Source organism: Blautia fusiformis, assembly GCF_020686995.1.
GTDB classification, from domain to species: Bacteria; Bacillota; Clostridia; order Lachnospirales; family Lachnospiraceae; genus Blautia_A; species Blautia_A fusiformis.
Genome location: NZ_JAJEPT010000018.1, coordinates 40,987 through 56,466, shown reverse-complemented (window position 1 = coordinate 56,466; position 15,480 = coordinate 40,987). Strand labels below are relative to the sequence as shown.

Below are 15,480 nucleotides of genomic sequence, written 5' to 3'. Positions count from 1 at the left end.
TGACCTTGTCATGATCGCCGCTCTTTGTAAGATACTTCAATCGTTTTTACCTGGGAATTTATTTGGTCACGTCTTCCCAGTCTGTGATGTCACCTGTGAAGATGGATTTTACCTGGTCACTTGAAAGCTCCTCAAGGTCATTGTCGTTATTTACGATGACTGCGATACCATCTTTTGCGATCTCTGTAGCTTTAACACCTTTCTCTGTTTCCTCGTCCTTCAGCTCACGGGATGCCATTCCGATATCACATACACCCTCTGTTGCGCTATTGATTCCTGTTGTGGAGTCGCTGACCTGAACCTCTACTGTGATGTTTTTGTTTGTTTTCTGATATGCCTCTGCAAGCTTCTCCATTACAGGTCCTACGGAAGAAGATCCCATAACTACGACTTTGCCTTTTGCATCTCCGGCTTTGTATGCCTCTGCTTTTTCATCTACTTTGATGTAGCCTTCTTTTTCGATGATGTCCTGTCCGTCAGAGCTCATGATGTAGTTAATGAAATCCTGTGCTGCATCGCTGAGCTTGTCGCCTGTTACGATGTTGAACGGACGTGCTACCTTGTATGTATCATCTGCAACGTTCTCTGCTGTTGCCTCTGCTCCATCGATCTTTACTGCTTTTACTGTATCGTTCAGGGAACCCAGGGATACGTATCCGATAGAATTCTCATCTCCTGCTACTGTGGTCAGCATTACATCTGTGTTGTTTGTGATGCTTGCTTCCTGTGTTGTCATATCTACTTTCTCGCCGTCTTTTTCTTCTTCGATTCCAAACAGCTCTACGAATGCTCCACGTGTTCCGGATCCGTCCTCACGGGAAATTACGTCGATCGCTCCGGATGGTGCTGCCATTACAACTGTTCCCATTACTGTAGTTCCGATAAGTGCTGCTGTTAAGATGCCTGCGATTCTTTTTTTCATGATTTTTTCTCCTCATTTCTATGATCATTTTTACTTGCTCACTGCTTAAGTACAGGTGTTATTATAGGAATGGAAGGTAAAATATAAAATCGCAGTTTTGTAAAATGTTGGTTAAAAAACGGGATAAAAAAAAGCTGCTTACGCAGCTTTTTTATATGATATACTCGTCCGCCTTCACGGATTGCCAATTCATCAGGTCTTCCAGTGTTATATGATCTACCACACCTTTGATGGCGTCGTCCAGCTTTTTCCAGAGGATCTGGGTGACGCAGTTCTCCTCACGGTCACAGATGGCTCCGTTGTCGTCCAGACATTCCACAGGGGAAAGACTTCCCTCTGTAAGACGGAGGATCATTCCGATGGTGTATTTATCCGGGGTCTGCTGCAGTGCATAGCCACCCTGAGGGCCACGGACACTGCGGACAAAGCCTGCTTTGTTCAGAATGGAGATGATCTGCTCCAGATATTTATCGGAGATCTCCTGGCGCTTCGCCACATCCTTCAGGCGGATCGGTTTTCCTGTATAATTTGTAGCAAGATCCAACATCAGTCTCAGCGCATATCTTCCTCTTGTAGAAATCCTCATGTAATATTTACCTCCAATATTTCAGTATTCTTCTGATTTATAGCCTTTTGCTCTTTCTGTTATTGTGTAGCTGTTCAGCCGGAAATATTCCTCTGTATTCCATAACCGGCACCCTTCTCTGTGATGCACAGGCAGCTTCCTGTATCTTCTTTCATAGGAAGCAGAATCTGCTTTGCAGACTTTATTCTTTATATTGTTAATAGGTTTTGTTTGTTTTCTCTATTATACCTGAAAAAGCTACAAGATACAAGCAAGTCCACACACACTGCTTATTGCTTTTCGCGGGACCTTACCAGTGAACAGTAACCACAGCCCCACAGAGGGCTTACTTAATTCGATGAAATCAAGAATAAAACCGGCGCTCCGGCAGCCTGCTTGGACAGGCATTCAGGAGCGCCGTAAATAATCCCGCAGAATCACGCTTCGGGGCAAAAGAAGCGGTCTTCGGATCGATTATTTTGTAAACAGTGGTGTGGAGTAGTAACGGTCTCCACTGTCCGGAAGAAGTGCTACGATCACTTTCCCCTTGTTCTCCGGGCGTTTTGCAAGCTGGATCGCAGCATAGAGAGCTGCACCGGAGGAAATTCCTGTAAGGATTCCCTCTTTCTTGGTAAGGAGTTTGGATGTTTCAAATGCATCCTCGTTCTCTACCGGAATGATCTCGTCATAAACCTTGGTGTCAAGTGTGTCCGGAACAAAACCTGCGCCGATACCCTGGATCTTATGCGGGCCTGCTTTTCCCTCAGAAAGTACAGGAGAAGTTGCAGGCTCAACAGCAACTACCTTCACATTCGGGTTCTGGCTCTTCAGGTACTCACCTGTACCGGTGATCGTTCCGCCTGTGCCGACACCTGCTACGAAGATATCTACCTTTCCGTCTGTGTCCTTCCAAATCTCAGGACCTGTTGTTGCTGCATGTGCCTTCGGGTTAGCCGGGTTCTCAAACTGTCCGGGGATGAAGCTTCCCGGAATCTCCTTGGCGAGCTCTTCTGCCTTGGCAATGGCACCCTTCATTCCCTTGGCTCCGTCTGTGAGAACTACCTCCGCACCATATGCCTTCAGGATGTTTCTTCTCTCAACACTCATGGTCTCCGGCATGGTGAGGATCGTCTTATAGCCCTTGGCAGCTGCGATGGCTGCAAGTCCGATTCCTGTGTTACCGGATGTTGGCTCGATAATGGTTGCGCCTGGTTTCAGGACACCTTTCTGCTCTGCATCCTCGATCATTGCCTTACCGATTCTGTCCTTAACGCTTCCTGCCGGGTTAAAATACTCAAGTTTGGCAAGTACTGTAGCCTCAAGTCCCTCAGACTTCTCTACGTTCTTAACCTCTACAAGCGGTGTGTTTCCGATCAGTTCCAGTGCGTTTCCGTAAATTTTACCCATGATGATACCCTCCTTATTTCCTTTATGTCCATTTCCTTATTTCCTAGTAACTATATATGTTTTATGTGATTTGATTGAATTATATCATAGTACAGGGATTTGTCAATACATTTCAGCCAAAAAACGCAGGAATTTTTCTCCGGAAAAACCCCTGCGCTTCATATAATTTCATTTATTCTTTTTTAGGATTTTTACAAGCAGATGCATAGTCAGGCGGATATTCATATTCTTTATTTTTCAGATTCTGTTAATGTAATATCCCCATCGCTACATTCCACATTTAAAGTCGGTGCTGAAGCACCGGCCTTGTTCTCATAAACAGAGGTGTCTTCCTCATTGTCGGTTTTTCCCCTAGAAAGCCCCTCCGTGTCCACATCTCCGTCTGCAGCTTTCAGATAAATATTGGTTTTCTCTGCACTGCCGTTCTTCATTTCTACAGAAACATCACCGCAGGAGCTATTGATCTTCATATCTCCGTTAAAGCTGCTGTTGTCTATCTGAATATCTCCGTCGCTGAGAGCTATCTGCCCATCTGCAAGCTCTGCCTTTTTTATGGTCACATCTCCGTTTCCGGATTTCAGCTGCATGTTATCTGTACATTGAAGTTCTTTTACATTCAGATCCCCGTCGGAAAGCTTTGCATCAAACTTTTCGAACTCGCCCTTATCCAGCATCAGATCTCCATTGAGAAGTTCCAGAGTCATTTCTTTACACAAAAGCTGATCGGCAGCAAGATCCCCGTCGGAAAGCTGAAGCTCCGCTTCGGAAAGCTGTGCCTTCTCCGGAATATAAAGAACCACCGTATTCAATGCATCTTTCTTTTCTGTCAGATCCGCATGTGTAGAGAATATCCCCAGATCATAGGTTATATAATAACTTCCACTGCCGCCTGCAGACTCCTCAAGCGTGAGCTCTCCATCCTTATCCTTCCAGGTCAGAGGATTTTTCCTCCCGTTTTTCTCAAGCTTATATTCCATATAATAATGGTCATCATCTGAGGTACGGATATCCAGATCAAAATCCTCAAAATCCACATTCAGCTTTGTAAAATCATCAATCTGTTCTTTTTTCATTACTGTAAGATTTTTACGACTGGAAGAATTTCCTCCGGATACATACATATGATCTGAAGTATATGTGAAATCTTTTCCCCCTGCAAAATATCCTGCTGTGGAAAGAACAACTCCCGCTGCACAAAGTGCTGTACCTGTCATCAGCACTGTTTTTGCAATCTTATTCATTTTTATGCACCTTCTTTCTTGCAAGTCTGTTAACCAGACGGCCGATTCCCATTGCACACCATTTACATATATATATGGTAAGTACTCCAACGAGGATTCCCGCACCTGCCATCAGAAATCCACTGCCGACCAGCATGCAGGCTGCTGCCAGAGATCTTGCGATCAATGTCACGCCGAAACCTGTGAGCACGATACCTCCGGCAATTGCTGATACCCCGGTAACTGCCATGGAAAAAATCACTGCTGCGATGACAATCACCACTGCTGCCAGTACTGCAAGGCCTGCAAACAGCAGCGCAATGCTCACCGGCGATGCACAGATCACCAGAAATGCGAGAAGAATGATCTTTCCGGGGGAACGCTTCTTTCCTGCGGATGTACTGTACCCTGTTGTACTCAGGTTTCCTGAATCTGTCCGGCTATGTGCATGGGAGCTCTCTCCGTAATATGAACCTGCTGCCGGCAAAGCTGCTGTTTTTTCCTCGGTGATGTCTTTACTGTCACTAACACTCTCCTGTAAAAGGTTCAGAAGCAGTTCCCTTGCCGCCTCTTTAGGCTGTCCCAGTTCTTCCATAACCTGCTGTTCATTCTCAGGTCCAGCCTCATCGAAGTATTCCGAAAAATACTCAATGGCATTGTCATAATCTTCTTTTGGAAGCCGCTTCAGATATTTCTTCAGCTGCTCCATATACTCTTTTCTTGTCATTTTCGAAGTCTCCCTTCCACAATATCGTCTATAGTATCGCGGTATTCTCTCCACTCTTTCCTCAAATATTCCAGCTGCTTCCGTCCGTCTTCTGTGATGGAATAATATTTACGTTTCCGTCCCTGAAATTCCTCTGAATAAGTTGTCAGATAACCATCCGTCTCCAGTCTGCGAAGGATCGGATACAATGTGGATTCCTTGATAGAAGCTACCATCTTCACTGTCTGGCTGATCTCATATCCGTAAGAATCCTGCTGCTCTACAACAGAAAGGATCAGGCATTCCGTCAGCACTGCAGACACCGGATAATAATACATAGGCACACCTCTTTATGTAATTATTTTATATATAAAATTTTTATATATAATTATTTTACATATATAGTACCACACTTTTTCCTGTTGTCAAGCACAATTTCACAATTGCTTTTTCCAGACTCCTTCTTTATAATATTTACAAATACAAAATACTCACCCAGAAAGGACTTGAGCTTATGGAAAAAAAGCCCCGTCTGATGGCGATCGTCCTGTTTTTAACGGGTCTTATCTGTATTGGATTACTTTTTGGACTCAGCTATAAAACCTACCGGAAGATCGATGCCGTTGACCAGAAAATGACCTCTGTGATCAAACCGGTCCAGAAAAAGCAGAAATCCATGAAAGAGGATATCGAACTTTATACAGCCAAGATCGAAAAGAAACAGGCAGCCAACAAATACCTGCAGCAGCGGGCACAGACAGAAAAAGCTGTCAAAAACAACACCGTTGAACATGAACGGGCACCGGAAGCCGAAAACAGTCAGAAAACGACCAAAACCTCTGTTTTCAGTGAAGCCGGTGGTGAGGGATTCACCGATGGCGATAATGATACCTCTTCTGCTTCCAACAACGGCCATATTGTCGGGATCGATCCCGGACATCAGAGTGAAAATGTTGATATGAGCGCCACAGAGCCGAACGGCCCCGGTTCCTCCACCATGAAGGCCAAGGCTTCCGCCGGAACCAGAGGTTCCTTCAGCGGTCTCCCGGAGTATCAGCTGAATCTGGACGTTTCTCTTCTGCTTAAGGATATCCTGGAACAGCGTGGATACCAGGTAGTAATGACAAGGACAGACAATGATACCGCTATCAGCAACAAGGAGCGTGCAGAACTGGTCGCTTCCCAGGGTGCGGAGATCTGTGTCCGTATCCATGCAAACGGAGATGATTCTGCAGATGTCTCCGGTGCTCTGACCATGTGTCCGTCCCAGCAGAATCCTTATGTTTCCAGTCTCTATGACAGTTCCAACAAACTATCCAAATGCATTGTGGATTCCTACTGCGCAGCTACCGGCTTCCAGAACCGCGGGATCATCTACACAGATTCCATGACAGGTATTAACTGGAGCACGATCCCGGTGACGATTGTGGAAATGGGATTTATGACCAACCAGAGCGATGATCTGAAAATGGCGGATTCCTCCTTCCAGCAGACTATGGCAGAAGGGATCGCCAATGGAATCGATGCTTATTTCCAATAATAAAAAGGAGTTTGTTTATATATGAAAAAAAATACATTTCTATATATTGTGATCGCAGTGCTTGTCATCGCACTGGCAGGACTTGGGGCACTGAATGTCCGCTCCCTGGACAAGCTTGCATCTCTCCAGACAAAAGTTAACAAGCTGCAGAAAAGTGTGCAGGAGGTTTCTGATTCTGCCGCTGAGCTCAGCAGCAAAGCCGATCAGCTGGATGCTCTTTATCCTGATGATCCTACCGTTTCCAGCGCTGCTGCCGCAGCATCTTCAACTGAGGTCCAGGGTCCTTCCGCACAGGAAGAATCCACAGATACATCTGCAGCCTCCGATTCTTCCGAAGCTTCTGGCAGCAAGGACAGTTCTTCTTCCACTCAGGAAGAAGGAACTCTTTCTCCATCCAGCGGAAGCACTTTCACAGACAATTCGGATTCCAGCATGGACAACCTTCTGAACCAGGTACAGTCTCTTCTTCCTACCGATAACGGAACCTGGTCCGTATATGTATGCAATCTTGCAAAAAATACCGAAGGTACCATCAACGATCAGCAGATGCAGGCTGCCAGCCTGATCAAGCTCTATATCATGGGTGCCGTATATGAAGATTATGACAGTCTTTCCTCCAAATACAGCAAGGATCAGCTGGACAATGCACTGAACTCCATGATCACAGTCAGCGACAATGATGCTGCCAATACACTTGTCAATTATCTTGGCGGCGGGGATGACGCAGCCGGAATGGCCCGTGTGAATAAATTCTGTCAGGAGCACGGATACACCAGCACTTCCATGGGACGTCTTCTTCTTGCAGATAATTCCAATGGGGATAACTACACTTCCGCAAAGGATTGTGGAAAATTTCTGAAGACCATCTATCAGATCGACAAGGGTACTGCTACCGATAACAACGATACTCTGGCAGGAGCCGAATATATGTATCGTCTTCTGAAAATGCAGACCAGGAAAAACAAGATCCCGGCTCAGATGCCTTCCGAGGTAAAGGTTGCCAACAAAACCGGTGAACTGGATCACGTAGAAAACGATGCCGGCATCATCTATGACACCGCAAAGGGGATCGACCTGGTAGTCTGTTTTATGTCACAGGATCTTAATGATACCTCTGCTGCACAGAACACCATCGCACAGGACAGCCGTGCGATCTATGGATACTATAACGAATAACAAAATAACAGACTTACCGGATCGGACAAAAAAAGGATGATGCGTCACCGAAACGCATCATCCTTTTTTCAGTTCTTTTCTTCCCCCTCTTCATAGGATTTTTCCCAAATCTCGGAAAATACTGCCAGCGGACAGTCTGTCAGCAGGCACATCAGAAGAAAGCACTCATATGGATTCACTATGTAGATCTCACTCATTTCGCAGCGGGCCAGGATCTCCTGGATCTCCTCCAGAAAATGGCGATATCTTGTATACGGATCATCATCTGCCATCTCCTGAGAGATCACAAAAAACTCCAGCGTGATCAGATCGAACCGCTCCACCGGAAATTTATGGTTCAGGATATTGTTGATCCTCTGGCGGCTGAAGCGCTTCTGGCTGAAATGTTTTGCCAGAATGGATGCGGACATCTTTTTGAGATTTCCCATTTTATTAATAGGAATCCCGCTGCAGATAACCTTTTCCAGATCCGAAGCACTGATATTCTCAGGCTTCCAGATCTTTTTGCCACCGTTTTCTTCCTCATCTTCCTGATACATGGCTGCAATGATCTTCTTTGCCCGCTCCAGAAGGACCATAAATTCCTGAAAAGCCTGGCTCTTCTCTGATTTCGGATCATCATGTCTTCCTTTCAGAAAAGCCAGATATTCCAGAAGTTTTTCTTCACTGTCCAGACAAAGCCCTGTGCCATACACGATCTCTCCGGTCTTTTTTTCCACCGGAGTCATCTGTTTGTAGGTTTCTTTATATTCCTCAGCTTTATAATAGCCAAGATGATTCCGATAGCAATACCAGTAGATCACTTCTTCCGGATTATGAAAATCAAAATCCTGCTCACGAAGCACCCGGGTCAGAAAACCTGAAACATCCTCTGTACTCATCCGAAGTCCGAACCCCAGAAGAAAAACTGTTTCACGCTTCACAGATGCCTGAGTCAGCCAGTTATTCACCAGAGAACTCAGCTTGGCTGATGTAGGTGACATGGATTTCGGTGTGTAGGTTTCCTTGAAGGATTCCACAACGATCTCCCTGTAGACTTCCTGCGGCACCTGGGAAAAAGGCTCCTCAAGCTCTGCACGCTCATACACATATCGTTTCAGATAGTCACCAAAGGAAACCAGTTCCATCTCCTTGTAAAGATAATGAAAAATAACATCTGCATCCTCATCCTCAAAGGAATCCAGACTGACAACCTGGCGGAACTTCTGTGCCGCCTTTCTTGTAAATTCAAAGTCCTTCACTGAATCGAAGGCAACTGTCTGTTCAAAATCAAGATCCTGCATTCGATTTCTCATCACAAATTTTCTCCTTATCCCTTTTCTTACTCCCCGGGTTTATTACCGTCCGGTACTGTGGCGTTCTGCCCAGCGTTTGAGAAGATTTTTTTCTTCATAGCCGCTGATCTGTGCAAGGACCAGTGTCACATTATCTCTGCCGCCTCTTTCCAATGCCTGTTCCAGGATCTTACCTACTTTTTCTTCTGCGGTTTCTGTCCCGTCAAGGATATTCTGAAGCTCCTGATCAGAAAGCATGTCTGTCACTCCATCTGAACAGATCAGATACGAGCTCCCCGGCTGATAACCGATCTCCACGATAGAAGGCTCCAGTGCCATGTTTTCTTCCTGGAAGCCCAGATACTGCGTCAGCGGGGCTTTTCCCAGCATTTTTCCACCGATCACATGGTCCGTGGAAATCTGCTGGAGCTTCCCCTGAAAATGACGGTAGATACGGCTATCTCCAAGGTTGCAGGCATAGATCGCCTTTTCACTGAAAGACAAAAGTGCCATGGTTGTTCCCATGCTTCTGATACAGTTTTCATTGCTGTAGCGACATACTGCCTCATTCATATTTTCGCAGGCTCCTGTCAGAAAAACCACAGGCTCTTTTTTCAGGGTCTTTTTGTTTTCTTCATAGAAGCCTCCCAGCGCTTCCACAGCTGCAGAAGCTGCCATTTCACCGCAGCTTTCTCCGCCCATGCCGTCAAAAACGGCCAGCATTGGAAGCTGCCAGTGCTGTGTATGACCTGCCAGGATCCCGTCAACCCCCTGGTTGTGCACCGGCAGACGCACTCCGCAGCACCAGAAATTATCCTCATTATTTGTCCTCACCTTTCCGGTGTGACATGTATACGCATAATCAATCTGATAGGCCATTCTTTTTCCTTTCGTAAAACCCCTTCGACATTACTGCTGAAGCTCCACTACAGAATTACTCCAGTATTTGTCTCCCAGTTCTACATATTTGTCATTATCGCTCTCTTTATCATGCACCCTGCCATCTGCATCGATCCATCGGATCAGAAGGCCGTCCTGATAATAAAAATACTGCTTCTCATCTCCGTCCCATACATAAGTATAAAACATCTGCTCGCCCCAGTAAAAATATTCCTCATAAACGCCATCTGCGGAACTGCCGGGATATACAAGCACTTTGGCAATCTCTCCTGATCCGTTATAAAAGCGCAGGCGATCCCCCTCTGTGCCTTCACGTCTATAACTGTCCAGAGCATTTTCTATGGTTGTCGCATGGTCACGTATCGTTTCCATTGCCTGCGCGAAGCTTTTATCCGAATTGTCTGCAGTACCGAAATTCCCTTTGTTCAGAGCATCAGAATCATCAGAATCTGTATACGAAGGCTCTCCATTATCCGCAGGTTTCCGTATCGTTCGTACCGCAAGGATCCCTCCGATCAGCACAACAAGGATCCCGGCAGTTATGAGCATTCTGAAAATACCTTTCCGCCTCTTTCTGTCATCGGTTTTTCCGCCATTCTCTGGCACGGATTCCTCCCACTCCTGGAGATTCTGGTCACGGTCGTCTTCCAGATCTGTGATAGAGGTAACTCTGGGCTTTACAGCTCCGGTTTTTCTTGTACCGGGCTCTGACTGAAGGGAACGTCCTGACGGATAACCGGACCGGCTATCTTTTTCAGATACTGCTTTTTCGGATGCAGATTTCTGAGGCTTCTGCATTGTGCTCTGAGCCTTTGGCGTATTCCGGGCTGCATTTTTTACTATTTCTCCGGCTATCGGTTTCTCCGGCTGTACGGATGCCGGCGCAGGATTTCTACGTGCCTGACGGATCGCATTCGTATTCAGCTGACTTGTTCTTGCCAGCTGTCTGGCGGCACCCTCCTGAAGAAACTTCGGCATGGACTCCGGAACAGGTCTTTCCTCCACTGGTTTCTGTTTCTCATGAACTCCCTGTTCTCTGTTTGCCGCTCCATACCGGATTTCTTCCAGTGCTTCCCGAAACTTATCAGGAGTCTGATATCGTTCTTTTGCATCATAAGCACAGGCTTTTAAGATAACGGAGCCGAAAGCCTCTCCTGCATCCACAGGTGGTGGCGGTGTTTCACCTGACATCCTCCTCGTGAGTGCGTTTTCCTTATCTCTATATGTGATCAGTTGTTTTTCAAGATTCAGAAACGGAAGTCTGTTATGATTCATCAGTTTATATAACACCAGGCCAAGTGCATAAATGTCCACCCTGCTGTCGTACTGTTCTCCCCTGTACATCTCCGGCGCCATATAAGAATAAGTTCCCTTTTTGGAAAGGGTGCTCATGGTTTTTTCCAGTTCTCTGGCGATTCCAAAGTCCCCCAGCTTGAAATCCCCAAACCTGGATACAAAGATATTCTCCGGTTTGATATCTCTGTGAATGATGTGAAGCTGCCCGCAGTATTCCAGTGCTTTACAAAGGTCAATGCCAAGCTTCATCACTTCTTTTTCTGTGAGATTTTTTCCCGCATAATACTCCATGAAGCTTGTGAGATATTCCATGCGGATAAAAATATCCCAGCCAATCTCATCCAGATATTCCATCACCTTGTAATCTTCTACTGATACAATGTGGGAATTTCCCCGGAAATACTCCATGGTGCTTACTTCCTGAATGCACTCCTCCACCAGATTTTCAAAATAACCGCGGACAGATTTTTCATCACCGGATTCTGAGCGCACACTGTCCAGCTCCCCTTTACTGGCGGGGATTGTGATTATCTTAATTGCCGAGTAAAAAGAACGTCCCTTCTCAGTTCTCTGAGCTTTATACACTCTTCCAAAAGAGCCTTCCCCGATCTTGCTTACGATCTTCCATTCCGGCCACGGGGAAATTGGCAGTTCCTTGTCCATCGCAATCCCTCCTCTCTCAGAAAATCCCTGCTTATAAACAGAAATCTCCCTCCGGATTTCCGGGGGGAGATTTATTTATATTAGCAAGGTATATCGACTTATTCTTCTACCGGTGCAGTTTCCTCTGCTGTCTCTTCAACAGCAATGGTCTCTTCCTCCGGAGCAGTCTCAGTCTTCTCTTCCTCTACGGAAATTTCCTCTGTATCCTCAGGCTCCTCGGAGGCTGTTTTTACCTCCGGCATTCCTGTGTCAAGACTGATCTCACTGTAACGCTTCATACCTGTACCTGCAGGAATCAGCTTACCGATGATAACGTTCTCTTTCAGACCGATCAGCGGATCGACCTTACCTTTGATAGCAGCCTCTGTCAGGACTTTTGTTGTTTCCTGGAAGGATGCTGCTGACAGGAAGGAGTTTGTAGCAAGGGATGCCTTGGTAATACCAAGCATAACCTGTTTGCCCTCTGCCGGCTGTTTGCCCTCTGCCTCAAGTTTCTCGTTAACTTCCTCAACATCAAGGACATCAACAAGTGTTCCTGGCAGGAACTCTGTATCTCCGTTATCCTCGATACGGATCTTCTTCAGCATCTGATGAACGATAACCTCGATATGCTTATCGTTGATCTCAACACCCTGCAGACGATATACACGCTGAACCTCACGGATCATGTAATCCTGAACTGCACGCACACCCTTGATTCTCAGGATATCATGCGGATTTACACTACCTTCTGTCAGCTCATCACCGGCCTCAAGAACCTGTCCATCAAGGACTTTGATACGAGAACCGTATGGGATCAGGTAAGTCTTGGAATCGCCTGTCTCCGGATCGTTTACGATGATCTCACGTTTCTTCTTAGTGTCGTTGATCGTGGCAACACCTGGGATCTCTGTGATGATCGCAAGACCCTTCGGCTTTCTTGCCTCAAAAAGCTCCTCGACACGAGGAAGACCCTGTGTGATATCTCCACCGGCAACACCACCGGTATGGAAAGTACGCATGGTCAGCTGTGTACCTGGCTCACCGATAGACTGTGCTGCGATGATACCAACAGACTCACCAACCTGTACCGGCTCACCGGTAGCCATGTTCGCACCATAACATTTTGCGCAGACACCAACCTTGCACTTACAGGAAAGGATGGTACGGATCTTCAGTTTGTCGATCGGTCCGCCTGTCTGGTTGCTTACGCCCTCTTTCATGATACGGGCTGCACGCTTCGGTGTGATCATGTGGTTTGCTTTAACAAGGATTTCTCCGTCTTTATTCTTAACTGTCTCACAGGAGAAACGTCCTGTGATACGCTCCTGAAGACTCTCGATCTCTTCTTTTCCGTCCATGAATCCACGAACGACCATACCGGAGATCTCTGCTCTGTTCTCACAGCAGTCTGCCTCACGAACGATCAGATCCTGAGATACGTCAACAAGTCGTCTTGTCAGGTATCCGGAATCGGCTGTACGAAGAGCGGTATCAGAAAGACCTTTACGAGCTCCATGAGCAGACATGAAGTACTCCAGTACGTCAAGACCTTCACGGAAGTTTGACTTGATCGGGAGCTCAATGGTATGACCGGTTGTATCAGCCATCAGTCCTCGCATTCCGGCAAGCTGTTTGATCTGCTTATCGGAACCACGGGCTCCGGAGTCAGCCATCATGAAGATGTTGTTGTACTTATCAAGACCTGTAAGAAGTGCCTTTGTAAGCTCATCATCAGTCTTCTTCCAGGTATCAACAACCTCTTTGTAACGCTCTTCTTCTGTGATAAGACCACGTTTGTAGTTCTTTGTAATACGGTCAACAGTATCCTGAGCCTGCTTGATCATCTCCGGCTTCTGCGGCGGCACGGTCATATCGGAAATAGATACGGTCATGGCTGCACGTGTGGAGTATTTGTAACCCATAGCCTTAACGGAGTCAAGCACCTCGGCTGTCTTTGTTGCACCGTGAGTATTGATAACCTTTTCAAGGATCTGCTTCAGCTGTTTCTTACCTACAAGGAAATCAACCTCAAGAAGCAGTTCGTTTCCAGGTACGCTTCTGTCTACGAATCCAAGATCCTGCGGAAGGATCTCGTTAAACAGGAAACGTCCCAGTGTAGAATGAACATTGCCGCTTAAAACAGTTCCGTCCGGCATTGTCTTATGGCAATGAACAATGATCTTTGTCTGGAGTGTGATGACCTTGTTCTCATATGCAAGAATTGCCTCGTTGACACTCTTGAAGAACTTGCCCTCACCCTTGTTTCCAGGTCTCTCCTGTGTCAGGTAGTAGATACCAAGGACCATATCCTGTGAAGGAACGGCTACAGGACCACCATCTGACGGTTTCAGAAGGTTGTTCGGTGATAACAGAAGGAAACGGCACTCTGCCTGCGCTTCCTGGGAAAGCGGAAGATGTACGGCCATCTGGTCACCATCGAAGTCAGCGTTGAACGCTGTACAAACAAGCGGATGAAGCTTGATCGCCTTACCTTCTACAAGGATCGGCTCGAACGCCTGGATACCCAGACGATGCAGTGTAGGTGCACGGTTCAGCATAACCGGATGCTCCTTAATGACGTCCTCAAGGACATCCCATACTGCAGGCTCAAGCTTCTCTACCATTTTCTTGGCATTCTTGATGTTGTGGGAAGTTCCGTTGGCAACAAGCTCTTTCATAACGAAAGGTTTGAACAGCTCGATAGCCATCTCTTTCGGAAGACCACACTGATAGATCTTCAGCTCAGGTCCTACGACGATTACAGAACGTCCGGAGTAGTCAACTCGTTTACCAAGAAGGTTCTGACGGAAACGTCCGGATTTACCTTTCAGCATATCGGAAAGGGATTTCAGAGCTCTGTTTCCAGGGCCTGTTACAGGACGTCCACGGCGTCCGTTATCGATCAGGGCATCTACAGCCTCCTGCAGCATACGCTTCTCGTTGCGGACAATGATATCCGGAGCACCAAGCTCCAGAAGTCTTTTCAGACGGTTGTTTCTGTTGATGATCCTTCTGTAAAGATCATTCAGGTCAGATGTTGCAAAACGTCCTCCGTCCAGCTGTACCATAGGACGAAGATCCGGCGGGATAACCGGGATAACGGTCATGATCATCCACTCAGGACGGTTGCCGGACTCACGGAAGGACTCCACAACTTCAAGACGTTTGATGATCCTTGCACGTTTCTGGCCTGTTGCGTCCACAAGCTCTGCCTTCAGTTCTTCGGAATCCTTTTCAAGATCGATAGCCTGAAGAAGCTCCATGATGGACTCGGCACCCATACCTACACGGAATCCTTCTCCGTAAGACTCACGTGCTTCCTGGTACTCACGCTCGGTGAGTACCTGTTTGTACATAAGTCCGGAATCTGCAGGATCCAGAACGATATAGTTAGCAAAGTAAAGTACTTTCTCCAGTGTTCTCGGAGAAATATCAAGGATCAGACCCATACGGGACGGAATTCCTTTAAAGTACCAGATATGAGACACCGGAGCTGCAAGCTCGATGTGTCCCATACGCTCTCTACGAACGGCAGATTTGGTTACTTCAACACCGCATCTGTCGCAGACAACGCCTTTATAGCGAATTTTTTTGTACTTTCCACAGTGGCACTCCCAGTCCTTGCTCGGTCCGAAAATTCTTTCACAGAAAAGACCATCCTTCTCAGGCTTCAAGGTTCTGTAGTTGATCGTTTCAGGTTTTAAAACCTCACCGTGTGACCACTCTCTGATCTTCTCAGGGGACGCCAGTCCGATCTTGATGGCATCGAAAGTCATTGGCTGATATGTTTCATTGGCGTTGGTTGTTTCTGCCATGTATTCTTTCCCCT

The 15,480-nt window shown here is 46.6% G+C and carries 12 protein-coding genes; 2 read left to right on the top strand and 10 right to left on the bottom strand.

Features of this window, described 5'->3' with window-relative positions; genetic code table 11:
• Positions 1 to 58: 58 nt before the first annotated feature.
• The 6 genes from LKD46_RS14175 to LKD46_RS14150 form a co-directional block, all read right to left on the bottom strand.
• Positions 59 to 922, bottom strand: a complete 864-nt coding sequence (locus LKD46_RS14175; RefSeq protein WP_021652475.1) for a substrate-binding domain-containing protein — start codon at positions 920 to 922, stop codon at positions 59 to 61.
• A 151-nt stretch (positions 923 to 1,073) separates the two neighbouring features.
• Entirely contained in the window at positions 1,074 to 1,508 is a 435-nt protein-coding gene (locus LKD46_RS14170) for an RrF2 family transcriptional regulator (RefSeq protein ID WP_227574280.1), read from the bottom strand.
• A gap of 453 nt (positions 1,509 to 1,961) precedes the next feature.
• Positions 1,962 to 2,894, bottom strand: a complete 933-nt coding sequence (cysK, locus tag LKD46_RS14165; protein WP_227574279.1) for a cysteine synthase A — start codon at positions 2,892 to 2,894, stop codon at positions 1,962 to 1,964.
• A 230-nt stretch (positions 2,895 to 3,124) separates the two neighbouring features.
• The gene (locus LKD46_RS14160; RefSeq protein WP_227574278.1) at positions 3,125 to 4,135 is read right to left on the bottom strand and encodes a DUF4097 family beta strand repeat-containing protein; all 1,011 of its coding nucleotides are present in this window, start codon (positions 4,133 to 4,135) and stop codon (positions 3,125 to 3,127) included.
• Positions 4,128 to 4,841, bottom strand: a complete 714-nt coding sequence (locus LKD46_RS14155; RefSeq protein ID WP_227574277.1) for a DUF1700 domain-containing protein — start codon at positions 4,839 to 4,841, stop codon at positions 4,128 to 4,130. Before LKD46_RS14155 ends, LKD46_RS14160 begins: the two co-directional genes overlap by 8 nt.
• Positions 4,838 to 5,158 carry a PadR family transcriptional regulator gene (locus LKD46_RS14150; protein ID WP_015526294.1) on the bottom strand — a complete coding sequence of 107 codons (321 nt, stop codon included), beginning with the start codon at positions 5,156 to 5,158 and terminating at the stop codon, positions 4,838 to 4,840. Before LKD46_RS14150 ends, LKD46_RS14155 begins: the two co-directional genes overlap by 4 nt.
• 176 nt (positions 5,159 to 5,334) lie before the next feature.
• On the opposite strand from LKD46_RS14150, the gene LKD46_RS14145 reads away from it, so the two are divergent.
• On the top strand, positions 5,335 to 6,360 hold the full coding sequence (locus LKD46_RS14145; protein WP_227574276.1) for an N-acetylmuramoyl-L-alanine amidase family protein: 1,026 nt from the start codon (positions 5,335 to 5,337) through the stop codon (positions 6,358 to 6,360).
• Between the two features lie 21 nt (positions 6,361 to 6,381).
• Entirely contained in the window at positions 6,382 to 7,536 is a 1,155-nt protein-coding gene (locus LKD46_RS14140) for a serine hydrolase (RefSeq protein WP_227574275.1), read from the top strand.
• A 68-nt stretch (positions 7,537 to 7,604) separates the two neighbouring features.
• On the opposite strand, the gene LKD46_RS14135 is transcribed toward LKD46_RS14140, so the two are convergent.
• From LKD46_RS14135 to rpoC, 4 genes are all read right to left on the bottom strand, one after another.
• On the bottom strand, positions 7,605 to 8,831 hold the full coding sequence (locus LKD46_RS14135) for a hypothetical protein (protein WP_227574274.1): 1,227 nt from the start codon (positions 8,829 to 8,831) through the stop codon (positions 7,605 to 7,607).
• Between the two features lie 42 nt (positions 8,832 to 8,873).
• Entirely contained in the window at positions 8,874 to 9,689 is an 816-nt protein-coding gene (locus tag LKD46_RS14130) for a PP2C family protein-serine/threonine phosphatase (protein WP_118512717.1), read from the bottom strand.
• Positions 9,690 to 9,719: 30 nt separating this feature from the next.
• Positions 9,720 to 11,669, bottom strand: a complete 1,950-nt coding sequence (locus LKD46_RS14125) for a serine/threonine protein kinase (RefSeq protein ID WP_227574273.1) — start codon at positions 11,667 to 11,669, stop codon at positions 9,720 to 9,722.
• 98 nt (positions 11,670 to 11,767) lie between these two features.
• The gene (rpoC, locus tag LKD46_RS14120) at positions 11,768 to 15,466 is read right to left on the bottom strand and encodes a DNA-directed RNA polymerase subunit beta' (RefSeq protein WP_173752968.1); all 3,699 of its coding nucleotides are present in this window, start codon (positions 15,464 to 15,466) and stop codon (positions 11,768 to 11,770) included.
• Between the last annotated feature and the right edge of the window lie 14 nt (positions 15,467 to 15,480).